We start from the raw sequence: 26,492 nt of genomic DNA, 5'->3' as shown, positions 1-26,492 counted from the left end.
GGGGGGCTGAGTCTTGTTTCTGCTGGTCACGGGGTCTCTCACGCGGAGAGCGACAAGAGGTGTCATGTACGCGACGTTCAGCCGCCTGTGGGACGAGGTCGCGGCGGCCTACCGCGACTGGCAGCCCGCCGCGCTCCTCCCACCGCATCAGCATCAACCCGTCCCGACAACTGATCGGGACGGGCTGACCTGGGCTTCCTCGCCCTGTCCGGCTCTTCTGCCTCAGCCCTTGAGGGTCTGGACGAAGGCGGTCCAGGCGGTGGCGGGGATGACGAGCGCGGGGCCGTCGGGGGTCTTGCTGTCGCGGACGGGGACGATGCCGGGGAAGTGGTCGGCGATCTCGACGCACGCGCCTCCGCTGGCGTTGCTGTGGCTGCTCTTGCGCCAGTGGGCGGTGCTCAGTTCGGGGGTGTGTCGCATGGCTGGTATTCCTCCATTGCTTTCCGGATCAGTTCCGCCGACTCGGCCAGCGAGAGAGCGTTGGCGCGCGCCATCTCATACTCGCGGCGCCACCGCTTAACGGTGTCCCACCCCTCGTACAGGTGCGAGACTCCGAAGCTTTCTTCGTAGGCCATCGACGAGCCGTCAGGAAGTGTCAGCAGAATCAAGGTGCCGGTCATCAGCAGGTACGGGCCCGCGCTGAACGGCATCACCTGGACCCTACTTGTCGGAGTATCCACCTGGGCTAGCAGGGAAGCGAGTTGTTTGTACATGCACTCCGTGCTGCCAACTGGCCGCCGGAGAGCGGCTTCTCCGATGATGGCCCATCGGAATGCACGGGTGCCGTCCGGATGTGGTTCCTGACGCGACAGTCGGGCGTTGACACGTTCCTGCACCTGCTCCTCGGTGAGCCCTTCCTCGCAGCGCAGGTGCGCGTAGGCGTACTCACGGGTTTGCAGTAGTCCGGGAACGACTTGCGAATCGTGCATCTCGATCGCCTCGGCCTGCGCTTCGAGGTCCATGTAACGCCGGTACTGATCCGGATGCACCTCCCGTTTCGCCAACTGGTACAGCCCGTGGAAGTGCTGGCCCGTGCCGAAGGCCGCGTCCAGGGCGGACGGGAGTTCCGGCGGCGGCATCATCTCCGCCGTCTCGACGCGGGCCAGGTTGCTCTTGCTGGAGTTCACGATGTCGGCCAGCTGCACCAGCGACATCCGGACGTCCTCGCGGTGGCGGCGCAGCTCCGAGCCGAAGTAGTGCCGGGCCGATACGTACGGGGTCAGGGACTTGGGTGCGTACTTCACTGTTCCGCCTTCCGGGCTTCCGGGGGTTCGAATGTTCCCGCTCTCAATGCGGGGACGGTGCGCGCCTGTTGAGGCCATGTCTCGCAGCGCGACGATGGCGATACAGACGGTAGGCACAGTCGAGATCCGAACTCCATCCCCCACGAGCGTGCTCTCCGTCGGGGCCGGAGCCCGCCGAAAGGACGTCCCCCATGGCTCAACGCACCATCTCTCCCCGGCTGTTGCCCTGGACCCGGGACGACGGGGCGCCGTGCTACCTGATCACGGACGATCCGGACAGCCGGATGTCGTTGCTGGCCGACGACGTGGAGGAGGAGATGCTCGCCGCCGCCGGGGCACTGCTCGCCGCCACCGACCCGCCGCCCGGACCGGAGGCCGGCCGGCGGGAGTTGCGCGGGCTGGTGGCCGGGTTGCGCGCGGCGCTGCGCGACGTCCGGCGGATCGCCGTCAGCCGGGGCGAGCGGTTGCCGGAGCCCTGCGACCCCGATGAGGCCCGGTAGCCGAAGGGCCCCGCCGGACCCATGGACATCACCGTCTCCAGCGCCAACGCCCCCACCGTCCGGCGCACCGCGCAGATCGTCGTCGGCGCGCCCCGCCTGAGCGCCCGCCAGGACAAGCCGCTGACCGACGTCAGGCCCGGCTCCGAGGTGACGCTGACCCCCGCGTTCGGCAACCAGGGGGACACCGACGTCCCGGACGACATCCTCGTGAAGGTGGACGCGACCGAGGCCACCCTGCGCCCGCAGTACCGCAACTGCCGCTACGACAAGCCGGTGGCGCCCACCAGGGCGGAGTGCACGTTCCCGGGGCCGCTCAGGGCCGGGACGGCGTACGAGACCGCCGGGCCGCTCACCGCGGTGGCCGACGCGAACGCGATGCACGGCAAGCTCAGCTACGCCGTGTACCGGGCCCACGACCGGTACGACGAGGGCTTCGCCGATGTGCATCCGCTGCCGCCCTCGGCCGTGCGGGGCACGGGCGCACCGCTGGGGCTCCGCCCGGTCGACGGTGGCGCGTTCCAGCCTCCCAGCCCTGGCAGGCCGAGATGGCCAAGGGTGAGCTGGCCTTCGACACCGACCAGATCCACGACGTGCAGGCGGTCGGGTTCGCCATCAAGGGCAAGGTCGGCCAGGTGGTCGAGGTCGACGTGCCGTGGCCGCGCAACTTCGGTGCGGGCGGTGACGTCCGGGTGGCCCTGCCCGAGGGCGTCAGCACGGCCCCCGCGCATCCCGAGGACCACCCCAGTGAGATGACCTTCTGCCGGCCTGTCGACGGGGGCGCGAGCTGCCCCTGGGGCCAGTACGGCACGACCCTGGTGGTCCGCATCGACAAGCGGGTCGACGGCGCCCGGGGCACGGTCTCCGCGCCCTCCGACCCCGCGGTCGACCCCCATCAGGAGAACAACTCCGCGCCGGTGACGGTCGAGTACACCGACTGAGCGGGCCGGGCCGCGAACAAGCCGGCGGGGCGGCCCTCACAGGACCGCCCCGCCCGCCACGTCACGCCACCACGCCCTACGGCAGCGCCAGCATCCGCTCCAGCGCCAGCTTGGCGAAGTGCTCGGTCTCCTTGTCGACCTGGATGCGGTTGACGACCTTGCCGTCCGCCAGCGACTCCAGCGTCCACACCAGGTGCGGCAGGTCGATGCGGTTCATGGTCGAGCAGAAGCAGACCGCCTTGTCGAGGAAGACGATCTCCTTGTCCTCGGGCGCGAAGCGGTTGGCCAGGCGGCGGACGAGGTTCAACTCGGTGCCGATCGCCCACTTCGAGCCGGCCGGGGCCGCCTCCAGGGCCTTGATGATGTACTCGGTCGACCCGACGTAGTCGGCCGCCGCGACCACCTCGTGCTTGCACTCGGGGTGGACCAGGACGTTCACGCCCGGGATCCGCTCGCGGACGTCGTTCACCGAGTCCAGCGAGAAACGGCCGTGCACCGAGCAGTGGCCGCGCCACAGGATCATCTTCGCCGCCCGCAGCTCCTCGGCGGTCAGGCCGCCGTTCGGCTTGTGCGGGTTGTAGACCACGCAGTCGTCCAGGGACATGCCCATGTCCCGCACGGCGGTGTTGCGGCCCAGGTGCTGGTCCGGCAGGAAGAGGACCTTGGTGGACGCGGGGTCCTCCCCCTGCCCGAAGGCCCACTCCAGCGCCCGCTTGGCGTTCGACGAGGTGCAGATCGTGCCCCCGTGCCTGCCGGTGAAGGCCTTGATGTCCGCCGAGGAGTTCATGTACGAGACGGGCACGACCTGGTCGGCGACGCCCGCCTCGGTCAGCACGTCCCAGCACTCGGCGACCTGCTCCGCGGTGGCCATGTCGGCCATCGAGCAGCCCGCGGCCAGGTCCGGGAGGATCACCTGCTGGTCGTCGCCGGTGAGGATGTCGGCCGACTCGGCCATGAAGTGCACACCGCAGAAGACGATGTACTCGGCGTCCGGCCGGGCCGCGGCGTCCCGCGCGAGCTTGAAGGAGTCGCCGGTGACGTCCGCGAACTCGATGACCTCGTCGCGCTGGTAGTGGTGCCCGAGGACGAAGACCTTGTCGCCCAGCTTGGCCTTGGCGGCGCGGGCGCGCTCGACCAGGTCCGGGTCGGAGGGCGCAGGCAGGTCGCCGGGACACTCCACGCCGCGCTCGCTCTTCGGGTCGGCCTCGCGGCCGAGGAGGAGCAGCGCCAGCGGGGTCGGCTGGACGTCCAGGGGCTGGGCGGTGGTCACGACACGCACCCTCTCTTCTCTGCGGAAAGTCCTTGCGGACGGTCTCTGCGGGGACGGCGGGATGCGCTGCGGCACCGCCTTTTCGTCTATTTGACGCTATCTATCATAGCTGGTTCACGTCACTTTGACGATGGCCATAGTGTCGATGTGACGCATCAGCCGGACGGCCCTCGGGCGGCATCGGGTTCCGGCCGGGCCGGGGGTGTCCGCCCGTCGGTGTGCGAGCATGAAGAAAGAGAAGGACAGTCCACGCGCAGCCGGAATTAATCCGGGACGCCGCCGGTTGGACCTGTTCACAACCGATGGCAAGCGGTCCGTACAACCCGGGAGAGATGTAGATGAGCGTTCAGGACGAGACCACCGTCACCGACGGCATCATCCTGTCCGACGCGGCCGCGTCGAAGGTCAAGAGCCTGCTGGAGCAGGAGGGCCGGGACGACCTCGCGCTGCGCGTCGCGGTCCAGCCCGGCGGCTGCTCGGGCCTGCGCTACCAGCTCTTCTTCGACGAGCGCTCGCTCGACGGCGACGTCGTCAAGGATTTCGACGGCGTCAAGGTCGTCACCGACCGGATGAGCGCTCCCTACCTGGGTGGCGCCTCCATCGACTTCGTCGACACGATCGAGAAGCAGGGCTTCACGATCGACAACCCGAACGCCACGGGCTCCTGCGCCTGCGGCGACTCCTTCAGCTGAGCCTGCTCGGGCCCACGGGCCACGGCGCGTGAAAGGCGGCACTCCCGGCCGGGAGTGCCGCCTTTCACGCGTCCTGCCGCGCGGTCACCGCAGCGAGACCGTCTTGCCGGATGTGGCGTCCACCACCTGCCGGCCGTCCAGCGGCTTCTCCAGCGTCACCGTCTTGCTGAAGTCCTTGGCGATCTTCACGCACATCTGGCCGGGATGCTTGTCCTTCCCGGTGACGGTGACCCGCACCGTGCCGCCCGACTCCTGGACGGCGGCCTCGTAGGTGCTGCACACCCCGCCCCAGAAGTGGACGGTCAGCGTCCGGCCGCCGTCGGCCACCTCGTAGCCGGACAGCGTCATCGCCGTCGTCCCGGGCGTGGACGGCTTCGGCCCCGCCGGCTCGCTGGCGCGCAGGAACTTCGGGTCCACCGCGGTCCCGGCGATCGTGGCGGTGCCGCCCGGCGCGTTCCCGGCGCCCGGCGTGCGCACCGTGTACAGCCAGGACGGCACCAGCACCTGCCCGCCGTGCGAGTACCGCGCGGCGAGCCCGAAGACCGCGCCGGTCACCTCGGACACCGGCTGCCTGCCGGTCGGGGACGGCTCGCACGGCGCGATCCCGCCGCCCTGGGGGGCCTTGCCGTCCTTGTGCTGGAAGGTCGGCACCGAGGGGCAGTGGGCCAGCGGCCGCATCGTCCGGCCGCCACCGCCGCCGAGGTCGTTCAGCGTCGTCCGGGCGTCCCGGACGGGGTAGGTCGCACCCTTCACCGGGTTCGCCAACTCGCCGCTGCCACCCACCAGTTGCCCGTCCGAGCCGACCTGGAGCCGACTCTGCCAGCCGTACGTCGGCAGCCCGTCGATCACCGGGTCGGCGGTCACCACCCGCACCGCGGCGTACGTCTGGTGCGTGTCGAGCCGGGCGTCCGGCTGGCCGAGCGCCGCCAGCACCGGCCGGACCGCCTGCCGGGCCTTCGCCTCGGACGCCGGCCCGCCGCCGGCATCCCCGCCGCCGGCGTCCCCGCCCCCGCCGTCCGTGCCGCCGCGGTACGAGGGGCAGCCCGCCCCGCCGTCGGTCAGCGGGCACTTGGTCCCGTCCCCGCCGCCGAACCGGCTGAACACCCAGTTGCCCGCGCCGGTCTTGCCGACCCGCAGCGTGGTGCCCCGGCCGTCCGGGCCCGGCGTGCCGACCGTCCACCAGTTGCCGTCCGACCGCACGGATCCGGCCACGTCCAACGCCTTCGCCAGTCGCTCCACGGCGGACTGGTCGATTCCGCCCGTGGGCCGGTAGACGGGCGCGGACCCCGGGCCCTCGGGGAGCTTGCCCACCACGCGGTACTGGTCGTGCTGCGGACCGGGCTCGCCGACCGCGATCGACGCGGAGTCCAGCGCCAGCGGCGGCGGCCCGCCGGTGGCCGCGCCGGCCTGGTCGGTGCCGCCGGCCGCGGACGAGGCCCAGTACGCCGCGCCGCCTCCGACCGCCAGCACCGCGCCGGCCACCGATGCGACCACCAGGGGAGTGCGCCGCCCGCGCCGTTCGGGTCGGGGGGCCTGGGGGATGTCCTGGGTCTCCGGGGTGTCCTCGGTGCTCACCGCTTCGCTCCTTCAGCTCCGCCGGTCATCTGACGTGCCACCCGGCAGGGTGGACGCCGATGGGACGGAACGGGGGCGCATGCGGTTCCCTGCGCGTCGACCGCCCCGCCGCCCGCGCCGCCTGTGACGGCCCTCACAGCCCGAGGCGCACAGTGACGGCGGCGCACCCGGGCCCTCGGAAAAACGCCCTACTATGAGATGTTTTCTCATTTTTCCAAGTGTCCAGGAATGGGCAGATGCCGGGCCCTCCGCCGGGTAGCGTTGCCCTCCGTCCGCAACCTCACGCCCTCCGCAGGAGCAGACCCGTCGTGCGTATCGCAGTCTCCGGCTCCATCGCCACCGACCATCTGATGACCTTCCCCGGCCGCTTCGCCGACCAGTTGGTCGCCGACCAGCTGCATACGATCTCCCTCTCCTTCCTGGTCGACCAGCTCGACGTCCGCCGCGGCGGGGTCGCCCCCAACATCTGCTTCGGCATGGGGCAGCTCGGCATCCGGCCGATTCTGGTCGGTGCCGCGGGCTCCGACTTCGAGGAGTACCGGGCCTGGCTCGACCGGCACGGCGTCGACACCCACTCGGTGCACATCTCCGAGGTCCTGCACACCGCCCGCTTCGTCTGCACCACCGACGCCGACCACAACCAGCTCGGCTCCTTCTACACCGGCGCCATGAGCGAGGCCCGGCTGATCGAACTCCAGACCGTGGCCGAGCGGGTCGGCGGCCTGGACCTGGTCCTGATCGGCGCGGACGACCCCGAGGCGATGATCCGGCACACCGAGGAGTGCCGGACCCGCGGAATCCCCTTCGCCGCCGACTTCTCCCAGCAGATCGCCCGGATGGACGGCGAGAACATCCGCCTCCTCATGGAGGGCGCCACCTACCTCTTCAACAACGAGTACGAGGCCGGGCTCATCGAGTCCAAGACCGGCTGGACCGCCGAGGAGATCCTCACCAAGGTCGGCACCCGCGTCACCACCCTCGGCTCCAACGGCGTCCGCATCGAGCGGGTGGGCGAGCCGGACATCGAGGTCGGCGTCCCCGAGGAGAAGGTCAAGGCCGACCCGACCGGCGTCGGCGACGCCTTCCGCGCCGGCTTCCTGGCCGGCCTGGCCTGGGGCGTCGACCTGGAGCGCGCCGCCCAGGTCGGCTGCATGCTGGCCACCCTCGTCATCGAGACCGTCGGCACCCAGGAGTACGAGCTGCACCGCAGCCCCTTCATGGACCGCTTCACCAAGGCGTACGGCCACGACGCCGCAGCCGAGGTCCGGCAGCACCTGCTCTGAGCCGCCGGGCCCCTCTCAGACGCGGCGCCGCACCACGTAGGCGGCGCCGCGTTCCGCGGGCTCCTCGCCCACGTACTCCTGCTCCCGCATCGCGCACCACGCGGGGATGTCCTGCCGGGCCGCCGCGTCGTCGGAGAGCACCGTCACCGTGCCGCCGACCGGCACCCGGCCGATCACCTTCGCCAGCTCGATGACCGGAACCGGGCAGCGCCGGCCGAGCGCGTCGACGACCACACCGGGTGGCGCCGCCTCCGCCCCGGCCTCCGCCGGCACCGCGGCCACCCGCCGCGCCGGCTCCTCCACCGGCACCCCGAACCGCTCCCGCACCGACCGCACCGCCTCCGGCAGCACCGTCAGGAACCGCTCCACATCCGCCGCCTCGGTGCCGTACGGCAGTGAGACCCGGACGTTCCCCTCCGACAGCACGCCCATCGCGCGCAGCACATGGCTCGGGGCCAGGGTGCTGGACGTACACGACGAACCGGAGGAAACGGAGAAGCCGGCCCGGTCCAGCTCGTGCAGCAGCGCCTCCCCGTCGACATAGAGACAGGAGAAGGTGACGAGGTGCGGCAGCCGCCGCGCCGGATCGCCGACCACCTCCACGTCCGGCACCAGCTCCGGCACCCGGGTCCGGATCCGGTCCACCAGGCCCCGCAGCCGCGCCGCCTCGTCCGGCCCGCTCTCCGCCGCGGCCCGCAGCGCGCGCAGCGCCGCCGCCGAGGCCACCACCGCCGGGAGGTTCCCGAAGCCCGGACTGCGCCCCGACTCCCGTTCGTCCAGCGGCCCCTGGGGTGCGAACCGGGTCCCCTTGCGGACCACCAGCAGCCCCACCCCGGGCGGCCCGCCCCACTTGTGCGCGCTCGCCGCCAGCACCGACCAGGCACCGGGCACCGGCCCCCACGGCACCGACTGCGCCGCGTCCACAAGAAGGGGCACACCGGCCTCCCGGCAGTCCGTGGCCACCTCTTCCACCGGCTGCTCGGTGCCCACCTCGTGGTTGGCGGACTGCAGGCACACCAGCGCCGCGTCCCCGCCGAGCGCCCCGGCCACCGCGGCCTGCGCCACCCGGCCCGTGCGGTCCACCGGAACCTCGGTCACCGTGCCGCCGGCCGCGGCGTGCACCTCGGCGGCGTGCAGGACGGCGGAGTGCTCGACGGCGGAGTGCACCAGCCGCCGTCCGACACGTCGACGGGCCGCCAGCACGCCGAAGATGCCCGAATGCACCGCATGCGTCCCAGAAGGGGTGAAGGTCAGCTCGTCGGGACGGCACCCCACGGCATCGGCGGCGGCCTCCCGCGCGGCGTCCAGCAGCAGCCGGGCCCGCCGCCCCTCGCGGTACAGGCGGGCCGGGTCGGCCCACCCCTCGTCCAGCGCGGCGAGCAGGGCCTCCCGGGCGACGGGGTGCAGCGGAGCGGTGGAGGCGGCGTCGAAGTAGGGCACGTACGAGACGGTAGAGCACCGGACACCGGGTCGCCGGGCGGGCCGTCAGATGCCCGGCGGGGGGCGGCGATCGGGGGCCGGAACAGCGGCCCGCGAAGGGCTCGGCCACCCCTTAGGGGTGCCTCGCGGCGCGTTGGGCACCCTCCCCGCGCGACCCCAAATAGCGTCCAGTAGGGTTTGGTCCGCATAAACATCCAAACCCCTGCCCGAAGCAGGGCGGCGACCGACCAGCGAGTAAGGCCGCAGCCGACCGCTCGGGCGAGACTCTCGGGAAGGCGCTACGTGAGTCCCAACGGCTCCGACCGCTCGTCGCGGCGCCCGATGCGGCGGAAGCTGCCGCAGGTGCTTGCTGCGGGCCTGGTCCTGGCGACCGCGACTGGTTGCACATCAAAGGACTTCCCCCGCCTCGGCATGCCAACGCCGGTCACCGAACAGGCGCCGCGGATCCTCTCTCTTTGGCAGGGCTCCTGGGCCGCCGCCCTCGCAACGGGCGTGCTGGTCTGGGGCCTGATCATCTGGAGCGTGATCTTCCACCGCCGTAGCAGGACCAAGGTGGAGGTCCCCGCGCAGACGCGGTACAACATGCCGATCGAGGCGTTGTACACCATCGTCCCGTTCATCATCATCGCGGTGCTGTTCTACTTCACCGCGCGTGATGAGAGCGCGCTCCTCAAGACGTCCAAGAAGCCGGACCACGTCATCAACGTCGTGGGCTTCCAGTGGAGCTGGGCGTTCAACTACCTGGAGAACGTCGACGGCAACCCGAAGACGACGAACATCAATTCTCCGGAGCTCAAGGCGATCCCGGACAAGTGGAAGAAGTCCGCGCCGGAGGGCGCGGACGGTGTCTACGACTTCGGCACGCCGGCCACGCGCAACCCGCAGACCGGCAACCCGGGGCCGACGCTCTGGCTGCCGAAGGGCGAGACGGTCCAGTTCGTGCTGACCTCGCGGGACGTCATCCACTCCTTCTGGGTGGTGCCGTTCCTGATGAAGCAGGACGTCATCCCGGGCCACACCAACGTATTCGAGGTGACTCCCAACAAGGAGGGCACCTTCATGGGTAAGTGCGCGGAGCTCTGCGGCGTCGACCACTCCCGGATGCTCTTCAACGTCAAGGTCGTCTCGCCTGCCAAGTACCGGCAGCACCTGAAGGACCTGGCGGCGAAGGGTCAGACCGGGTACCTGCCGGCGGGTATCGAGCAGACTGACCACGCCAGGAATGCGGAGACCAAGAACCAGTGAGCATCCTCAACGAACCTCAGGGTGCCGCCGCCGAATCGGCTCCGGCAGCACCACCCGTACGCAAGAAGCAACCCGGTATCGCTGCCGTCAAGTGGCTCACGACCACTGACCACAAGACCATCGGCACGATGTACCTGGTCACGTCGTTCGCGTTCTTCTGCATCGGCGGCATCATGGCGCTCCTCATGCGCGCCGAGCTGGCCCGCCCGGGTACGCAGATCATGTCGAACGAGCAGTTCAACCAGGCGTTCACGATGCATGGCACGATCATGCTGCTGATGTTCGCGACGCCGTTGTTCGCCGGATTCGCGAACTGGATCATGCCGCTCCAGATCGGCGCGCCCGACGTGGCGTTCCCGCGGCTGAACATGTTCGCCTACTGGCTCTACCTCTTCGGCTCGCTGATCGCGGTCGCCGGCTTCCTCACCCCGCAGGGTGCCGCGGACTTCGGCTGGTTCGCCTACTCGCCGCTCTCGGACGCGGTGCGTTCGCCGGGCGTCGGCGCCGACATGTGGATCATGGGTCTGGCCTTCTCCGGCTTCGGCACGATCCTCGGTTCGGTCAACTTCATCACCACCATCATCTGCATGCGCGCCCCGGGCATGACGATGTTCCGGATGCCGATCTTCACCTGGAACGTGCTGCTGACCGGTGTGCTGGTCCTGCTCGCCTTCCCGGTGCTGGCCGCCGCGCTGTTCGCCCTGGAGGCGGACCGTAAATTCGGTGCCCATGTATTTGACGCGGCCAATGGCGGCGCATTGCTCTGGCAACACCTCTTCTGGTTCTTCGGCCATCCAGAGGTGTACATCATCGCCCTACCGTTCTTCGGCATCATTTCCGAGGTCATTCCGGTCTTCTCCCGGAAGCCGATGTTCGGTTACATCGGTCTGATCGCCGCGACGATTTCCATCGCCGGCCTTTCGGTGACGGTGTGGGCGCACCACATGTATGTGACCGGCGGAGTCCTGCTGCCGTTCTTCTCCTTCATGACGTTCCTCATCGCCGTTCCGACCGGTGTGAAGTTCTTCAACTGGATCGGCACGATGTGGAAGGGCTCGCTGTCCTTCGAGACGCCGATGCTCTGGGCGATCGGCTTCCTGATCACCTTCACCTTCGGTGGTCTGACCGGCGTCATCCTGGCGTCGCCCCCGATGGACTTCCACATCTCCGACTCGTACTTCGTCGTGGCCCACTTCCACTACGTGGTCTTCGGCACGGTCGTCTTCGCGATGTTCGCCGGCTTCCACTTCTGGTGGCCGAAGTTCACCGGCAAGATGCTCGACGAGCGGCTCGGCAAGATCACGTTCTGGACGCTGTTCATCGGTTTCCACGGCACGTTCCTGGTCCAGCACTGGCTGGGCGCCGAGGGCATGCCCCGCCGGTACGCGGACTACCTCGCCGCCGACGGTTTCACCACGCTGAACACCATCTCGACCATCAGCTCGTTCCTGCTGGGCATGTCGATCCTGCCGTTCCTCTACAACGTCTGGAAGACCGCCAAGTACGGCGAGAAGATCGAGGTGGACGACCCGTGGGGCTACGGCCGTTCGCTGGAGTGGGCGACGTCCTGCCCGCCGCCGCGGCACAACTTCCTCACCCTGCCGCGTATTCGCTCCGAATCCCCGGCGTTCGATCTGCACCACCCGGAGATCGCGGCGCTGGACGCGCTGCACAACGGCCGCGAGGGTGACAAGGCGCTGGCCGGCGGCAAGGAGGCGGGCAAGTGAAGATCCAGGGCAAGATGTTCATCTGGCTGAGCGTCTTCGTCCTCGCCATGGCGATCGTCTATGGCGTGTGGTCGAAGGAGCCGGCCGGTACCACGGCGCTCTTCCTGGCCTTCGGCCTGTGCATCATGGTCGGCTACTACCTGGCCTTCACGGCCCGGCGGGTCGACGCGGGTGCCCAGGACAACGAGGACGCCGAGGTCGCGGACGACGCCGGTGAGCTGGGCTTCTTCAGCCCGCACAGCTGGCAGCCGCTCTCCCTCGCCGTCGGTGGCGCGCTCGCCTTCCTGGGCGTCGTCTTCGGCTTCTGGCTGCTGTACTTCTCCCTGCCGGTGATCCTCGTGGGTCTCTTCGGCTGGGTCTTCGAGTACTACCGCGGCGAGAACCGCACCCAGTAGTACGCACCAGGCGAGAACCGCGGCAGACACGCCGCACGGTCGGGCCCGGACACCTCAACAGGTGTCCGGGCCCGACCCGTTTGCAGTCCTCCAGCGCGCCGCCGAAAGGGATTCTTCGTACGTTTGGGGCATGAGTCACAGACCTCGAACCCGGACGGTGCTGAGCTGCGGCCTCCTGCTCGTGCCCCTCGCGGTGAGCACCACCGCGTGCGGGGGCTCGTCGTCGGAATCGCTCTCGGTCAATCCCTACGACGCGTCCGACCAGATATCGGCGAACATCCCGGCGGACGGCAGACACAAGGCGGACCCCGACAAGCCGCTTGAGGTCTCCCTCAAGGGCGACGAATCCCGGATCACGGATGTGACCGCCGCCGACTCCACCGGCCGCTACGTCCGCGGCGAACTGAGCGCCGACGGCCGGCACTGGCGCACCACCGTGCCACTGGCCGCCGGTACGCGCTACACGGTGCAGGTCAGCACCGAGGAGGAGGACGGCACCCCGGGCCGCAAGACCCTGGTGGTCAACACCAAGGACGCGGACGACCGGCTGACCGTCAAGTTCGGCCCGGAGACCGGCGAGTACGGCGTCGGCCAGCCGATCACCGCCGAACTCAGCAAACCGATCACCGACCCCGAGGCCCGGGCCGTCGTCGAAAGCGCCCTGAAGGTCGACTCCACGCCCCGCGTGGAGGGCGCCTGGCACTGGGTGGACGGCAAGAAACTGCACTTCCGCCCCAAGGACTACTGGCCCGCCCACGCCAGCGTCGCCGTCCACAGCAACCTCGACGGCCTGAAGATCTCCGGGGGGCTCTACGGCGGCCCCGCCAAGCCGGTCCGACTCACCACCGGCGACCGGATCGAGGCCGTCACCGACGCCGCCGCGCACCAGATGACCGTGCTGCGCAACGGCAAGGCCATCAACACCATCCCGGTCACCACCGGCAAGCCCGGCTTCTCCACCCGCAACGGCGTCAAGGTCGTGCTCGGCAAGGAGAGCTTCGTCCGGATGCGCAGCGCCACCGTCGGCATCGCCGCCGGGAGTTCGGACGCCTACGACCTGCCGGTCCACTGGGCCACCCGGGTGACCTGGAGCGGCGAGTACGTGCACGCCGCGCCCTGGTCGGTCGGCTCCCAGGGCGCCGCGAACGTCAGCCACGGCTGCACCGGCATGTCCACCGGCAACGCCCAGTGGTTCTTCAACACCGTCCGGGTCGGCGACATCGTCAGGGTCGTCAACAGCGGCGGCGACACCATGACGCCGTTCGACAACGGCTTCGGCGACTGGAACATGCCCTGGAAGGACTGGCGCTCCGGCAGCGCGCTCAAGAACAGGGCCTCCACGACCACAGGCGCGGCCGAGCGGGAGCAGAACCCTGCCGCCGACGCCCGGCTGCGCCCACAGGTCTGAGCGCCGCTCAGGGGCCGCTCAGGGACCCCTGGCGGGCCTTGCTCAGGCCGGCACCACGTCCTGGACCAGTCGGCGGCGGCGCAGCAGCCCGGCCAGTGCTTCGGCGAACGCCACCGGGTCGAGGGGATGGGTCACCGCGGCGTCCGCGCGGCTCCACGTGGCCAGCCAGGCGTCCTGCGGACGCCCGATCAGCAGCAGCACCGGCGGGCACTGGAAGATCTCGTCCTTGATCTGCCGGCAGACGCCCATACCGCCCGCCGGTGCCGTCTCGCCGTCCAGTACGCAGACGTCGATCCCGCCCTGCTCCAGGGCCTCCAGGACCGCCGGGGCGGTCGCGCACTCCAGGATCTCGATCTGCGGGGCATCGGGGGCCGGGCGCCGCCCGGCCGCCAGCCGGACCTGCTCGCGGGTGTTGGCGTTGTCGCTGTAGACCAGCACCGTGGCAGTCGCCTGCATCGTTCCTCCACCTTTGTCGCGGACCTTCGTAGCGGCTACGGCTCCGGATCAAACCGTTGCGCGATGCTACTCCCGGACGGGCCCTCGGCAGGAGAGTCCGTACGGCCCCGAAATGCGGCCGACGGCTCGTCAGGACCGGCTTTCCCGGGGCCCGTGCGCTGTGCGGCGGTGCGTACTTCCCCCCTTCGGGCGACCACCGGGCCGGCCCGAACGAGCAGGGCATATGGCCTTGACACACCGAACGGCACCCCCCGGAGTGAGGGCGGGATAAGCGACCGACATAATGTCGGTCGTGGCGACAGCAACGACAGTAGAAACCGGGCACGCGCACCCGTCGGTCAATCGGCCGAACCTCACCAGCGTCGGAACCATCATCTGGCTGAGTTCCGAGCTGATGTTCTTCGCGGCCCTCTTCGCGATGTACTTCACCCTTCGATCGGTGACGGGCGAGGCGTATTGGAAGCACTCCGCTGATGCGCTGAATCTTCCGTTCTCCGCGACCAACACCACGATCCTGGTGCTCAGCTCCCTGACGTGTCAGCTCGGCGTTTTCGCCGCCGAGCGCGGCGACGTCAAGAAGCTGCGAACCTGGTTCGTGATCACCTTCATCATGGGTGCCATCTTCATCGGCGGTCAGGTCTTCGAGTACACGGAGCTGGTCAAGCACGAGGGCCTCTCGCTCTCGTCCGGCCCGTACGGCTCGGTGTTCTACCTGACCACCGGTTTCCACGGACTGCACGTGACAGGCGGTCTGATCGCCTTCCTGCTGGTCCTGGGCAGGACGTACGCGGCCAAGAGGTTCACCCACACACAGGCCACCGCGGCCATCGTCGTGTCCTACTACTGGCACTTCGTCGATGTCGTCTGGATCGGCCTCTTCGCCACGATCTACCTGATCCGGTAAGAGGTCCGACCGGACTCGCATATCGGACAGACACAGCCAAGCATCGACGCAGAAGATCCTGACACCGGGGTAATCCGTGAAAAAGCTCTCCGCACGACGGCGCCATCCGCTGGCGGCGCTCGTCGTCCTACTCTTCGCGCTGGCGGTCACTGGGGGGCTGTACGCCGCGTTCGCGCCGGCGGACAAGGCTCAAGCCGATGACACCGCCCAGTCTCTTGCCATCAAGGAGGGCAAGAAGCTCTTCGCCGTGGGCTGCGCAAGCTGCCACGGCACCGGCGGTCAGGGCACCTCCGACGGCCCGAGCCTGGTCGGCGTGGGCGCTGCCGCCGTCGACTTCCAGGTGGGCACCGGCCGTATGCCGGCCCAGCAGCCCGGCGCCCAGGTGCCGCGGAAGCGGAACATCTACAACAACGCCCAGATCGACCAGCTCGCGGCCTACGTCGCGTCGCTGGGCCCGGGCCCGTCCGTGCCCGACAAGTCGCAGTACAGCGCGGACGGCGCGGACATCGGCAAGGGCGGCGAGCTGTTCCGCACCAACTGCGCCCAGTGCCACAACTTCACCGGTAAGGGCGGCGCCCTCACCAACGGCAAGTACGCACCGACGCTCGAGGGCGTGGACCCCAAGCACATCTACGAGGCCATGCAGACCGGCCCGCAGAACATGCCCTCCTTCGGTGACGGCACGCTGAGCCCGCAGAACAAGAAGGACATCGTCGCGTACCTCGGCGCCGTCAACGGCGACAAGACCGCGAGCCCCGGCGGTATGGAACTCGGTGGTCTGGGCCCGGTGACCGAAGGTCTCTTCGGCTACATCTTCGGCCTGGGTGCGTGTGTCGCGGTCGCCATCTGGGTCGCAGCCCGGACTACGAAGGCCAAGAAGTCATGAGTGAGACAGAAGAAAACCTTCCCAGTGAGCGGGAGACGGCTCACGAGGGCGCGGTAGGGAAGGCGGACAACCCCTTCGCCGACCCCGGGCTGCCGCCCCACGAGCACCGCATCCAGGACATCGACGAGCGGGCCGCCAGGCGCTCCGAGCGCACCGTCGCCATGCTCTTCCTGGTGTCCATGCTCGCCACCGTCGCGTTCATCGCGTCGTACGTGGCCATCCCGATCGACAAGATCGTCTACATCTTCCCGATCGGTCATGTCAGCGGGCTGAACTTCGCCCTCGGTCTGACCCTGGGCGTGGCGCTCTTCTGCATCGGCGCCGGCGCGGTCCACTGGGCCCGCACGCTGATGTCGGACGAGGAGGTCGCCGACGAGCGGCACCCGATCGAGGCCACGCCCGACGTCAAGGCCAAGGTCATGGCCGACTTCGCGGCCGGTGCCAAGGAGTCGCAGCTCGGTCGGCGGAAGCTGATCCGCAACACGATGTTCGGTGCGCTGGCCCTGGTGCCGCTCTCCGGCGTCGTCCTGCTGCGCGACCTCGGCCCGCTGCCCGAGAAGAAGCTGCGGACCACCGGCTGGAAGAAGGGCATCCGCCTGGTCAACCAGTCGACCAACCTCCCGCTGCGTCCCGAGGACATCGCGGTCGGTTCTCTCACCTTCGCCAAGCCCGAGGGCCTGGAGGAGGACGACGAGAACTTCGCGAACAAGATCGCCAAGGACGCCCTGATGCTCGTGCGGATCCAGCCGCAGAACATCAAGGACAAGCAGGAACTCGCCTGGTCGCACGATGGCATCGTGGCCTACTCGAAGATCTGCACCCACGTGGGTTGCCCGATCAGCCTGTACGAGCAGCAGACGCACCACGTGCTCTGCCCCTGCCACCAGTCGACCTTCGACCTTTCCGACGGTGGTCGGGTGATCTTCGGTCCGGCCGGACACCCCCTGCCGCAGCTGCACATCACGGTGAAGGACGGCTTCCTTGAGGCCGTAAGCGAGTTCGCGGAGCCCGTCGGCCCGAGCTTCTGGGAGCGCGGATGAGTAACGAGACAACCGCGACCACTGCGCGTCGTGGCCAAGCGCCGCGGGGCGAGCGGATCGCCGACTGGGCCGACGGCCGGCTGGGTATCTACAGCCTCGCCAAGTCCAACATGCGCAAGATCTTCCCGGACCACTGGTCCTTCATGCTGGGTGAGGTCGCGCTCTACAGCTTCATCATCATCATCCTGACCGGTGTCTACCTGACGCTGTTCTTCCACCCGAGCATGGCCGAGGTCACCTACCACGGGTCCTACGTGCCGATGCACGGGATCAGGATGACCCAGGCCTTCGAGTCGACGCTGAACATCAGCTTCGACGTCCGCGGTGGTCTGCTGATCCGGCAGATCCACCACTGGGCGGCGCTGGTCTTCCTGGCCGCGATGATGGTCCACATGATGCGGGTGTTCTTCACCGGTGCGTTCCGCAAGCCGCGTGAGGTCAACTGGCTCTTCGGCTTCCTGCTGTTCGTCCTGGGCATGTTCACCGGCTTCACCGGTTACTCGCTCCCCGACGACCTGCTGTCCGGCACCGGTGTCCGCTTCATCGAGGGCGTCATCCTGGCGATGCCGCTGGTCGGCTCGTACCTGCAGATGTTCATCTTCGGCGGCGAGTTCCCCGGGCACGACATCATCCCGCGGTTCTTCACGGTCCACGTGCTGCTGCTGCCGGGCATCATGCTCGGCCTGCTGGTGGCCCACCTGATCCTGGTCTTCTACCACAAGCACACGCAGTTCCCGGGTGCCGGCAAGACCAACAACAACGTGGTCGGCATGCCGCTGCTGCCGGTCTACATGGCCAAGGCCGGAGGCTTCTTCTTCCTGGTCTTCGGTGTGATCTCGGTGATCGCCGCGGTCGCCAGCATCAACCCCGTGTGGGCCATCGGCCCGTACCGGCCGGACCAGGTGTCCACCGGTGCGCAGCCGGACTGGTACATGGGCTTCGCCGAGGGCCTGGTGCGTGTCATGCCGGGCTGGGAGTGGAACTTCTGGGGCCACACCATCAACTTCGGTGTGCTGATCCCGATCCTGGTCTTCCCGCTGGTCCTGGTCGCCATCGCGGTGTACCCGTTCATCGAGTCCTGGGTCCGCGGCGACAAGCGCGAGCACCACATCCTGGACCGCCCGCGCAACGTGCCCACCCGCACCGGCTTCGGTGTGGCCTGGCTCGTCGCGTACTTCGTGATGCTGATCGGTGGCGGCAACGACCTGTGGGCCACCCACTTCCACCTGTCGATCAACTCGATCACCTGGTTCGTCCGGATCGCGTTCTTCGTCGGGCCGGTGCTGGCCTTCATCGCCACCAAGCGGATCTGCCTGGGCCTCCAGCGCCGCGACAAGGACAAGGTGCTGCACGGACGCGAGTCCGGCATCATCAAGCGCCTGCCGCACGGTGAGTTCATCGAGGTCCACGAGCCGCTCAACCAGGAGCAGCTGCACGTCCTCACGCAGCACGAGCAGCCCGAGCCGCTCGCGCTCGGTCCCGAGGTCGACGAGAACGGCGTCCGCCGCAAGATCAAGCGCACGCAGAAGCTGCGCGCCAAGCTCTCCAAGGGCTACTACGGCGAGGACAACGTCATCCCCAAGCCGACCGTCGAGGAGTACAAGGAGATCACCAGCGGCCACGGCCACCACTGATCCCCGCGGGCGCGACACCGCGCACCGCTGGTAGTACGCCACCCAGAGGGCCCCGTCCACGAAGAGGACGGGGCCCTCCGGCATGCCCGGACCTAGATAGGGTGACGGCACAAGCAGGAGACCAACCAGGAGCGTGGACCATGAACGTTGTGACCCCGGCAGGCGGCGGCAGCGTGGCGGACCGCACCTGGCCGGCCGTACTGAACGCACTCCTCGACGGCCACGACCTCACCGCCGACGACACCGCCTGGGTCATGGACCGGATCATGCGCGGCGAGGCCACCGACGCGCAGATCGCCGGCTTCGCGGTCGCACTGCGCGCCAAGGGCGAGACGGTCGCGGAGATCTCCGGTCTGGTCCGGACGATGTACGCGCACGCCAGCCTGATCGAGGTGCCCGGCCCCAGCGTCGACATCGTCGGCACCGGCGGCGACGGCGCGAACACCGTCAACATCTCCACCATGGCGTCGATCGTGGTCGCCGGCACCGGAGCCAGGGTCGTCAAGCACGGCAGCCGGGCCGCGTCGTCGACCAGCGGTGCCACGGACGTCCTGGAGAAGCTGGGCGTCAACCTGAACCTGTCGCCGCGGCGGGTCGTCGAGGTCGCGGAGGAGGCCGGGATCACCTTCTGCTTCGCGGCCAAGTTCCACCCCGCACTGCGGCACGTGGCGGCCGCCCGCGGCCAGCTGGGCATCCGGACGACCTTCAACGTGCTGGGGCCGCTGACCAACCCGGCCCGGGTCAAGGCCCAGGCGACCGGCGTCGCGGACGCCCGGATGGCGCCGATCCTGGCCGGGGTGCTGGCCGAACGCGGTTCGTCGGCGCTGGTCTTCCGCGGCGACGACGGGCTGGACGAGCTGACCACCACCGCCACCTCCCGGGTGTGGATCGTGCAGGACGGCGAGGTCCGCGAGGAGCCCTTCGACCCGCGGGACGTCGGGATCGGCCTGGTCCCGGTGGAGGCGCTGCGCGGCGCCGACGCGTCGTACAACGCCGAGGTGGCCCGGCGGCTGCTGGACGGCGAGACCGGGCCGGTGCGGGATGCGGTGCTGCTGAACTCCGCTGCCGCGCTGGCCGCCCTGGAGCCGTCCGGCGCCCCGCTCACCGAGCGGATCCGCGACGGCCTCGGCAAGGCCGCCGAGGCGATCGACTCGGGCGCCGCCAAGCGGACGCTGGAGCGGTGGGCGGCGGCCAGCAACGCCTGACGGCGGATGTGACGCAGGCCCCGGTCCGGAATGCGGACCGGGGCTTGCGCGGCGAAGATCGTGTGGCATGATTCAGCCCAGGTCACGAGTGACAGCGAGATAGGCCCCGGCCCGCTGTCCGGCAACCCTCCTTCCGTGGCGGGGTGCCCCGGGTGATGACCAGGTCGCAGGCAGCGAGGTCTGCGGCAAGCGCGGATCCCTCGCCAGGGATCCTGGTCCCCGAGGGAGTCCTTCCGTGATGAAGCGAATGCGCTAGGGCCGTCGGCCCCTTTTTCCGCGCCACCTTTCTCTCTTTTCACGCTGCGGTGCCGTGCCGGGCGGATCCTCCGTGCCCTGACGCGTACCGTGCGACGCCCCCCGCCGCAGCGCATTCGCTCATGCCTCCCGGGAGTTCGCCATGTCTGTTTCCGCTGCCGCCGACCGTGCCGTCTGTGCCCCGCTGCCCGTTCTGGGACGCGACGTCCTGGTCCCGCTGGTGACCGGCGGCGAGGCCGTCTACGCCGCGTTGGACTACGCCGCCAGCGCGCCGGCGCTCCAGCGGGTCTGGGACGACGTCGCCGCGTACGCCCCGTACTACGGCAGCGTCCACCGCGGCGCCGGCTACCTCTCCCAGCTCTCCACCGACCTCTTCGAGAACGCCCGCAGGACCGTCGCCGACTTCCTCGGCTGCCGCCCCGACGACCAGGTGGTCTTCACCCGCTCCACCACCGACTCGCTGAACCTGCTGGCCGCGGCCCTGCCGCAGGGCACCCGGGTGTTCGTCTTCGAGACCGAGCACCACGCCTCGCTGCTGCCCTGGGAGCGCCGCGCGGACCTGGCCGTGACCTACCTCAACGCGCCGCGCACCCCGCAGCAGGCGGTGGACAGCCTGGAGAAGGCGCTGGCCACCCGCGAGCCGTACGGACCGGCGCTGGTCTGCGTCACCGGTGCCTCGAACGTGACCGGCGAACTGTGGCCGGTGCGGGAACTGGCGGCCGCCGCGCACGCGCACGGCGCCCGGATCGTGCTGGACGCCGCCCAACTCGCCCCGCACCACCCGGTGGACCTCGCGGAACTCGACGCCGACTGGGTCGCGTTCTCCGGCCACAAGCTCTACGCGCCGTTCGGCGCCGGTGTGCTGGCCGGCCGCGCCGACTGGCTCCAGGAGGCCGAGCCGTACCTCGCGGGTGGCGGCGCCAGCCGGAAGGTCGCCCGGCGGACCGACGGCGGGGTGGACGTCGAGTGGCACACCACCGCGGCCCGGCACGAGGCCGGTTCGCCCAACGTCATCGGCGCCTACTCCATCGCCGCCGCCTGCCGGGCACTCACCGAGGCGGGGTTTGACGGCCTCGTCGCCCGCGAACAGGAACTGATCGCCAAGGTCCGCGCCGGCCTCGCCGAAGTCCCCGCCGTCCGCGTCCTCTCCCTCTTCGGCGACGACGCCCCGCGGGTCGGCGTCCTCTCGTTCGTCGTCGAAGGCTGGAACAGCTCGCACTTCGCGGCCGCGCTCTCCGCCGAGTACGGGATCGGCGTCCGCGACGGCCTGTTCTGCGCCCACCCGCTGGTACGGACCCTCCTGGGCAGCGAGCCGCAGGAACCCGGCGAGTGCGGGGCACCGGAGGCGGCACCGGGGGAGCGGTCGCTGAACGCGATCCGGGTCAGCTTCGGCGCCGGCACGCCCGACGAGCACGTCGAGCGGTTCGTCCGCGCGGTCAAGGAACTCGTCGCGGACGGCGCACGCTGGAACTACCAGGTGGAGGACGGCCGTTGCGTGCCGGCGCGTAGCGCCGGGTGAAGTCCGGCGTATTGACCCGCACGTTGTCGGCCGTCCCGCCGTTGCGCCTGGCGGCGCGGGGCGCTCGTACGTTGCCGCCGTGCGGCGCCGTGTCCCCTGGCGGCGGGCTGTTGTCCGCTGCGCGGGGCTGTTGGGTGCGGTGTCGGGTTGGAGGGGTCGGGGTGCAGGACTGCTGCGCTTTACGTCCTGCACCCCGACCCCTCCAACCCGACCCCTCCCGGTGATGGTGGGAAGAAACGGTGAGTGGGGGCCAAGGTGAGTGGTCGTCTACCGGTCGCTGATCGCCCTGGTCACCACTCAACAACGGACCCGCAGCGTCCCACTACGGGCACCCCAACTCACCTGAATTTCACCCATCAACGGGAGGGGACGGGTCTGTGGGGTGGGGGTGTGCCGGACGTAAAGCGAAGCAGTCCGGCACACCCCCACCCCACAGACCCGGCACCGCACCCGACCAGCCCCGCGCACCCGACCAGCCCCGCGCACCCGACCAGCCCCGCGCACCCGACCAGCCCCGCGCAGCGGACCCGCCCCGCGCAGCGGCAACGCCCGCCGCAGGCGCAACGGCGCCGCACAGCGGCAACGGCCCGCGCCGCCAGGCGCAAAAACAGCAACCCCCACGGCGGGCCAGCCGACAACGTGCGGGGCCCAACCAAGCGCAGCGCTACGCGTCGAGCCCGATGGAGAACGCTGCTTCGAGGTCGTGCTGGGAGTAGGTGCGGAACGCGATGTGCGTCTCGGTGGAGGCGACGCCCGGGACCTTGCTGATCCGGCCGGGGATGACGTCGGCGAGGTCGTCGTGGTTGGCGACGCGCACCATCGCGATCAGGTCGTGGGCGCCGGTGACGGAGTAGACCTCGCTGACGCCTTCCAGTGCGGCGATCTGCTCGGCGATCTCCGGGATCTGGTCCACGCTGGTCTTGATGAGCACGATCGACGTGATCACGGCTGGCTCTCTCCCTCGGCCGACACTCCATTGCCCCTGGTGGCACCCACAGTATCCCGCCCGTAGCGGGCCCACGCGTAGAGGAAGCCCAGCGCGAAGCCGACGACGTGGGCGAGGTAGGCGACGCCGGGGCCTGCCGGGTCCTGGCGGGCGGCGTGCCACTGGAGGAAGAACCAGAACAGCAGCACGATCCAGGCCGGGAAGCGCAGCGGAAGGAAGAACAGGAACGGGAAGAGGCTGGTGACCCGGGCCCGCGGGAAGAGGAAGAGGAAGGCGCCCAGTACGCCGGAGATCGATCCGGAGGCGCCGACCAGGGTCTGGTTCGAGCCGGCGTGCGCTGCCGCGTAGCCCAGCAGCGCCAGATAGCCGACGGCCAGGTAGAAGGCGGTGAACGGGAGCCGGCCCATCCGCGTCTCGGTCATCGCGCCGAAGACGTACAGGAACAGGATGTTGCCGAGCAGGTGCAGCCAGCTCCCGTGGACGAACAGCGCGGTGAGCGGGGTGAGCAGGGCCCTCGGTGAGCCGCTCCACAGATCGAGCGGAATCACGCCCCAGCGCTCGAAGTATCTGTTCTGGGCGTGGAGCAGGACGTCTCCGGTGCCGTAGGTGTGGTTCAGGCCGGAGACCGGGCCGAGCACGAAGAGTGCGCAGCACAGCCCGATCAGCACATTCGTCATCCGTGAGAACACCGCGCGGAGCGAGCGGGCGGGGTGGACCGGCGCCGTCATGAAGTGATCATGGCGCAATGCGGGCACACGGGACAGAGCGCCTCGCCGCGTCCCGGCTGCCGGGCGGGCCCGCACCGGCCCGCTGTCAGGCCGTAGGGTTACAGGCAGTACGTTGCGTATTTCCGCAGTCCGACGGCGTACCGCGCGAACCGCACCGCTGCCCGAGCCCGATGAGTCACGAAAGAGGACGACACGATGGCTGTTCCCCTGCCGACGGCGGCAACCCGGTGGCGCTGCACGCTGTGCGGCAATCTCACCCGGTTCGACGTGACCCGCCAGTCCAAGGTCGTGGAGTACGTGCACCTGGATCTGGCCGGCGACCCGACGGTGGAGGAGCGCGAGGTCGTCAGCGAGACCGTCGAGTCGGTGCGCTGCCGCTGGTGCAACGCGGTCGACCAGATCGAGCTGGTGGACCGTCCGGGCGCGAGCGCCTGAGATCGGAGCGATGCAGCCGTGGTGGAACGTCCAGAAGGGGAGCCGGGGGCGGAGCGTGCGGACGCGCCCGGAGGGGTGGCGGACGAGGTGCTCGACCAGCCACTGCCCGAGGGCGTACGGCGCCGTGTCGTGGCGCTCACCGCGGAGTGGTTCGGGGCACTGACGGTCACCGAACTCCCGCCCCCATTGCGGCAGTACGCCCGTTTCACCCCGACCCGTCGGGCGAAGTTCGCCGGGAACGCGATGGCCGCGGCGCTGGAGAGTGACGCGGTCTTCCGGCAGCGGATCGCGAGCAAGCTCCGGGAGGCCCAGCCGGAGCTCGCCGACGCCCTGGAGCAGGGGACTCCGCCGGCTGCCGCGGATCCGCTGGACGTCGCGGCCGCGGCGTACGTACTGCGCCCCGAGGGCTGGGTCAAGCTGGTCGCGGCGGCCGGCGAGGAGGCGCAGCGGGTACGCGCCGAACGGGTCGGCGAGGAGGCCGAGCGGGAGCTGGCCCGGCTGCGCGAGGAGCTGGCGCAGGCGCGCGGCGAGGCCCGTACGGAGGCGGACCGGGTCCGGGCGGACCTGGAGGCCACCCGCAAGGAGAACGAGTCGCTCCAGCGCAAGCTGCGCAGCGCGCTCAGTGACGTGCGGCGCGGGGAGGCGGCGGTCCGCAAGGGCGAGGCCGCGCTGGGCGAGGCCCGGGAGCGGGCGGCGACCGAGAGGGCCGCGGCCGACAGTGAACTGCGCCGGCTCAAGGCCCGGATCGCGGAGGTCGAGGCGGCGCTGGAGACCAGCCGCCGCTCCACCCGCGAGGGCCGCAGCGTCGAGGACATGCGGCTGCGGCTGCTGTTGGACACCGTGCTGGACGCGGCCCAGGGGCTCCGCCGCGAGCTGGCGCTGCCGCCCGCCGCGGGCCGCCCGGCGGACACCGTCGACGCGGTCGCGCCGGGCCGGATGACGCCCAGGGACATTGCGACCCGGGCGCTGTCGGAGACCGATCCGGCGCTGCTGGACCAGCTTCTGGCGCTGCCCCAGGCGCACATGGTGGTGGACGGCTACAACGTCACCAAGACCGGCTATCCGACCATGCCGTTGGAGAAGCAGCGGCTGCGGCTGCTGGGCGGCATGGCGGTGCTGGCGGCCCAGACCGGCGCGGAGATGACCTGTGTCTTCGACGGGGCGGAGCTGGCCGCGCCGGTGCTGCTGGCGCCGCCGCGCGGGGTGCGGGTGCTGTTCAGCAAACCGGGCGTGACGGCCGACGAGTTGATCCGCCAGCTGGTCCGCGCGGAGCCGCCGGGCCGCCCGGTGGTGGTGGTCTCCTCGGACCGGGAGGTGGCCGACGGGGTCGCCAAGGCGGGTGCCCGGCCGGTCGCATCGACCCTGCTGCTGAAGCGACTTGCGCGAACCTGACATTTCGCACATTGCCCGGAATGGGTCCGGAGAAAATCGCTTGCGCTTCGTATCAGAGCGTCAAATGCCGCTTACTGGCCGTGTGATGTTGGTAAAAGATGGGGCTCGCGGGGCAGTTTTTCCCCGGGAGGATTTGAAGCGATCACAACTCGGTTACTAAGGTCGGGCCTCGAACCTTCATACAGGTGATCATCCAACCGGGATGTTCAGTGAAGGTACCGCCGAGTCCGTGGCGTTCGCGCGGAGCCGGGGCCTTAGCTCCCCCCACCCGGTAGGCGGCTGGAGGAAGAAGGAGCTCGCCCCCGTGGCGTCCCACCGTCGACCCAAGCAGCCGAGCCGTACTCGTGTGACCGTGCTCACCGCGACCGCCGCCGCGGCCGTCGTTCTCTCGTCCCAGGCGGCGCACGCCGACCCGAGCCAGTCGAAGAAGGACGTCAAGTCCGAGGTCGACAAGCTCTACAACGACGCGGAGCAGGCCACCGAGAAGTACAACGGTGTCAAGGAGCAGCAGGACAAGCTCCAGAAGGAGGTCGACGACCTCCAGGACAAGGTCGCCCGCGGCCAGGGCGAGCTGAACCAGCTCCGCAAGGGGCTGGGTGCCATCGCCTCCGGCCAGTACCGCAGCGGCAGCATCGACCCCTCGGTGCAGCTGTTCCTCTCCGGCGACCCGGACACCTACCTCGAAAAGGCCGCCACCCTCGACCAGTTGAGCGGCAAGCAGGCCGAGCAGCTCAAGACCATCGCGGACAAGCAGCGCCAGCTCGCCCAGGAGCGCGCGGAGGCCGCGAGCAAGATCCAGGACCTCTCCGAGACCCGCAAGTCGCTCGGGGACAAGAAGGACGAGATCAAGGGCAAGCTCGCCAAGGCGCAGGAGCTGCTCAACACGCTGACCGCCAAGGAGCGGGCGGCCATGCAGGCCGCCGACGACCGGGCCAACCGCAGCAACGACCGGGTCAACCTCGGCGACGACGTGCCCGCCTCGCAGCGCGGTGCGGCCGCCCTGTCCGCCGCCCAGTCGAAGATAGGCTCGCCCTACGTCTGGGGCGCGACCGGCCCGTCCTCCTTCGACTGCTCGGGTCTGACCGGCTGGGCGTACGCGCAGGCCGGCCAGTCGCTGCCGCGCACCTCGCAGGAGCAGGCCAACGCCGGCAGCCGGATCTACTCGCAGAGCGCCCTCAAGCCCGGCGACCTGGTGCTCTTCTACGGCGACCTGCACCACATCGGCCTCTACGCCGGCAACGGCACCGTGCTGCACGCCCCGAAGCCGGGCGCCGCGGTGCGCTACGAGTCGATCAACAACATGCCGTTCCAGTTCGGCGTGCGGGTCTGAAAAGCTTCACAACACCCGCAACCTGCCGCCCGATCGGGCGAATTG

At 69.9% G+C, this 26,492-nt stretch carries 25 protein-coding genes and 1 riboswitch; of the genes, 17 read left to right on the top strand and 8 right to left on the bottom strand.

Annotation, left to right across the window (positions count from 1 at the left end; all coding sequences use genetic code 11):
* Window positions 1-222: 222 nt before the first annotated feature.
* Together CG747_RS09680 and CG747_RS09675 are read right to left on the bottom strand one after the other, a co-directional pair.
* Window positions 223-420, bottom strand: coding sequence for a DUF397 domain-containing protein (locus CG747_RS09680; RefSeq protein WP_100601239.1), 198 nt, complete (start codon window positions 418-420; stop codon window positions 223-225).
* The gene (locus CG747_RS09675) at window positions 399-1,244 is read right to left on the bottom strand and encodes a helix-turn-helix transcriptional regulator (protein ID WP_100601238.1); all 846 of its coding nucleotides are present in this window, start codon (window positions 1,242-1,244) and stop codon (window positions 399-401) included. The genes CG747_RS09680 and CG747_RS09675 overlap by 22 nt, the downstream gene beginning before the upstream one ends.
* 191 nt (window positions 1,245-1,435) lie before the next feature.
* On the opposite strand from CG747_RS09675, the gene CG747_RS09670 reads away from it, so the two are divergent.
* Together CG747_RS09670 and CG747_RS09665 are read left to right on the top strand one after the other, a co-directional pair.
* Window positions 1,436-1,744 carry a hypothetical protein gene (locus CG747_RS09670; protein WP_100601237.1) on the top strand — a complete coding sequence of 103 codons (309 nt, stop codon included), beginning with the start codon at window positions 1,436-1,438 and terminating at the stop codon, window positions 1,742-1,744.
* Between the two features lie 545 nt (window positions 1,745-2,289).
* Window positions 2,290-2,682 carry a hypothetical protein gene (locus CG747_RS09665; RefSeq protein ID WP_100601236.1) on the top strand — a complete coding sequence of 131 codons (393 nt, stop codon included), beginning with the start codon at window positions 2,290-2,292 and terminating at the stop codon, window positions 2,680-2,682.
* Between the two features lie 76 nt (window positions 2,683-2,758).
* Here CG747_RS09665 and nadA read toward each other — a convergent pair whose 3' ends face one another.
* On the bottom strand, window positions 2,759-3,961 hold the full coding sequence (gene nadA / locus CG747_RS09660; RefSeq protein ID WP_100601235.1) for a quinolinate synthase NadA: 1,203 nt from the start codon (window positions 3,959-3,961) through the stop codon (window positions 2,759-2,761).
* 329 nt (window positions 3,962-4,290) lie between these two features.
* Here nadA and erpA point away from each other — a divergent pair, with 329 nt between their 5' ends.
* A complete protein-coding gene (gene erpA / locus CG747_RS09655) occupies window positions 4,291-4,644 on the top strand; it encodes an iron-sulfur cluster insertion protein ErpA (RefSeq protein ID WP_043264013.1) in 354 nt (117 codons plus the stop codon).
* Between the two features lie 84 nt (window positions 4,645-4,728).
* Here the strand turns inward: erpA and CG747_RS09650 are convergent, their stop codons facing one another.
* A complete protein-coding gene (locus tag CG747_RS09650) occupies window positions 4,729-6,219 on the bottom strand; it encodes a hypothetical protein (RefSeq protein WP_100601234.1) in 1,491 nt (496 codons plus the stop codon).
* A gap of 308 nt (window positions 6,220-6,527) precedes the next feature.
* On the opposite strand from CG747_RS09650, the gene CG747_RS09645 reads away from it, so the two are divergent.
* The gene (locus tag CG747_RS09645; protein WP_100601233.1) at window positions 6,528-7,502 is read left to right on the top strand and encodes a carbohydrate kinase family protein; all 975 of its coding nucleotides are present in this window, start codon (window positions 6,528-6,530) and stop codon (window positions 7,500-7,502) included.
* 15 nt (window positions 7,503-7,517) lie between these two features.
* On the opposite strand, the gene CG747_RS09640 is transcribed toward CG747_RS09645, so the two are convergent.
* Complete coding sequence (locus CG747_RS09640; protein WP_100601232.1) at window positions 7,518-8,942, bottom strand: cysteine desulfurase/sulfurtransferase TusA family protein; 1,425 nt, start codon at window positions 8,940-8,942, stop codon at window positions 7,518-7,520.
* A gap of 282 nt (window positions 8,943-9,224) precedes the next feature.
* Here CG747_RS09640 and coxB point away from each other — a divergent pair, with 282 nt between their 5' ends.
* The 4 genes from coxB to CG747_RS09620 all read left to right on the top strand — a co-directional run bounded on the left by coxB (window position 9,225) and on the right by CG747_RS09620 (window position 13,717).
* Complete coding sequence (gene coxB, locus CG747_RS09635) at window positions 9,225-10,187, top strand: cytochrome c oxidase subunit II (RefSeq protein WP_100601231.1); 963 nt, start codon at window positions 9,225-9,227, stop codon at window positions 10,185-10,187.
* Entirely contained in the window at window positions 10,184-11,914 is a 1,731-nt protein-coding gene (gene ctaD / locus CG747_RS09630; RefSeq protein ID WP_100601230.1) for a cytochrome c oxidase subunit I, read from the top strand. The genes coxB and ctaD overlap by 4 nt, the downstream gene beginning before the upstream one ends.
* Window positions 11,911-12,309, top strand: a complete 399-nt coding sequence (locus CG747_RS09625) for a cytochrome c oxidase subunit 4 (protein WP_100601229.1) — start codon at window positions 11,911-11,913, stop codon at window positions 12,307-12,309. The genes ctaD and CG747_RS09625 overlap by 4 nt, the downstream gene beginning before the upstream one ends.
* A 130-nt stretch (window positions 12,310-12,439) precedes the next feature.
* A complete protein-coding gene (locus CG747_RS09620; protein WP_257980302.1) occupies window positions 12,440-13,717 on the top strand; it encodes an Ig-like domain-containing protein in 1,278 nt (425 codons plus the stop codon).
* A 42-nt stretch (window positions 13,718-13,759) separates the two neighbouring features.
* Here the strand turns inward: CG747_RS09620 and CG747_RS09615 are convergent, their stop codons facing one another.
* A complete protein-coding gene (locus tag CG747_RS09615) occupies window positions 13,760-14,173 on the bottom strand; it encodes a response regulator transcription factor (RefSeq protein ID WP_100601227.1) in 414 nt (137 codons plus the stop codon).
* Window positions 14,174-14,456: 283 nt separating this feature from the next.
* Between CG747_RS09615 and CG747_RS09610 the strand changes: the two genes are divergently transcribed.
* The 6 genes from CG747_RS09610 to CG747_RS09585 all read left to right on the top strand — a co-directional run bounded on the left by CG747_RS09610 (window position 14,457) and on the right by CG747_RS09585 (window position 21,616).
* Window positions 14,457-15,077 carry a heme-copper oxidase subunit III gene (locus CG747_RS09610; RefSeq protein ID WP_100601226.1) on the top strand — a complete coding sequence of 207 codons (621 nt, stop codon included), beginning with the start codon at window positions 14,457-14,459 and terminating at the stop codon, window positions 15,075-15,077.
* Window positions 15,078-15,153: 76 nt separating this feature from the next.
* On the top strand, window positions 15,154-15,963 hold the full coding sequence (locus CG747_RS09605; protein ID WP_100601225.1) for a c-type cytochrome: 810 nt from the start codon (window positions 15,154-15,156) through the stop codon (window positions 15,961-15,963).
* Window positions 15,960-17,003, top strand: a complete 1,044-nt coding sequence (locus tag CG747_RS09600; RefSeq protein ID WP_100601224.1) for a ubiquinol-cytochrome c reductase iron-sulfur subunit — start codon at window positions 15,960-15,962, stop codon at window positions 17,001-17,003. The genes CG747_RS09605 and CG747_RS09600 overlap by 4 nt, the downstream gene beginning before the upstream one ends.
* Window positions 17,000-18,637 (top strand): ubiquinol-cytochrome c reductase cytochrome b subunit, encoded by a 1,638-nt coding sequence (locus tag CG747_RS09595; protein ID WP_100601223.1) that lies wholly within the window; start codon window positions 17,000-17,002, stop codon window positions 18,635-18,637. Before CG747_RS09600 ends, CG747_RS09595 begins: the two co-directional genes overlap by 4 nt.
* A gap of 140 nt (window positions 18,638-18,777) precedes the next feature.
* Entirely contained in the window at window positions 18,778-19,842 is a 1,065-nt protein-coding gene (gene trpD / locus CG747_RS09590) for an anthranilate phosphoribosyltransferase (RefSeq protein ID WP_100601222.1), read from the top strand.
* Window positions 19,843-19,922: 80 nt separating this feature from the next.
* Window positions 19,923-20,040: riboswitch (SAM riboswitch) on the top strand.
* Between the two features lie 199 nt (window positions 20,041-20,239).
* Window positions 20,240-21,616, top strand: coding sequence for an aminotransferase class V-fold PLP-dependent enzyme (locus tag CG747_RS09585; protein ID WP_100601221.1), 1,377 nt, complete (start codon window positions 20,240-20,242; stop codon window positions 21,614-21,616).
* A gap of 664 nt (window positions 21,617-22,280) precedes the next feature.
* Here CG747_RS09585 and CG747_RS09580 read toward each other — a convergent pair.
* Together CG747_RS09580 and CG747_RS09575 are read right to left on the bottom strand one after the other, a co-directional pair.
* Entirely contained in the window at window positions 22,281-22,562 is a 282-nt protein-coding gene (locus tag CG747_RS09580) for an Lrp/AsnC family transcriptional regulator (protein WP_067352498.1), read from the bottom strand.
* Window positions 22,559-23,290, bottom strand: a complete 732-nt coding sequence (locus tag CG747_RS09575) for a rhomboid family intramembrane serine protease (protein WP_257980301.1) — start codon at window positions 23,288-23,290, stop codon at window positions 22,559-22,561. Before CG747_RS09575 ends, CG747_RS09580 begins: the two co-directional genes overlap by 4 nt.
* Before the next feature lie 195 nt (window positions 23,291-23,485).
* Here CG747_RS09575 and CG747_RS09570 point away from each other — a divergent pair, with 195 nt between their 5' ends.
* The 3 genes from CG747_RS09570 (at window position 23,486) to CG747_RS09560 (ending at window position 26,447) form a co-directional block, all read left to right on the top strand.
* Complete coding sequence (locus CG747_RS09570) at window positions 23,486-23,725, top strand: hypothetical protein (protein WP_100601220.1); 240 nt, start codon at window positions 23,486-23,488, stop codon at window positions 23,723-23,725.
* 18 nt (window positions 23,726-23,743) lie between these two features.
* Entirely contained in the window at window positions 23,744-25,117 is a 1,374-nt protein-coding gene (locus CG747_RS09565) for an NYN domain-containing protein (RefSeq protein WP_374701752.1), read from the top strand.
* A 304-nt stretch (window positions 25,118-25,421) separates the two neighbouring features.
* The gene (locus CG747_RS09560; RefSeq protein WP_100601218.1) at window positions 25,422-26,447 is read left to right on the top strand and encodes a C40 family peptidase; all 1,026 of its coding nucleotides are present in this window, start codon (window positions 25,422-25,424) and stop codon (window positions 26,445-26,447) included.
* Window positions 26,448-26,492: the final 45 nt, after the last annotated feature.

Source organism: Streptomyces sp. CB02959, assembly GCF_002803155.1.
Taxonomy (GTDB): domain Bacteria; phylum Actinomycetota; class Actinomycetes; order Streptomycetales; family Streptomycetaceae; genus Streptomyces.
This window is presented reverse-complemented; position numbering and strand designations above follow the sequence as displayed.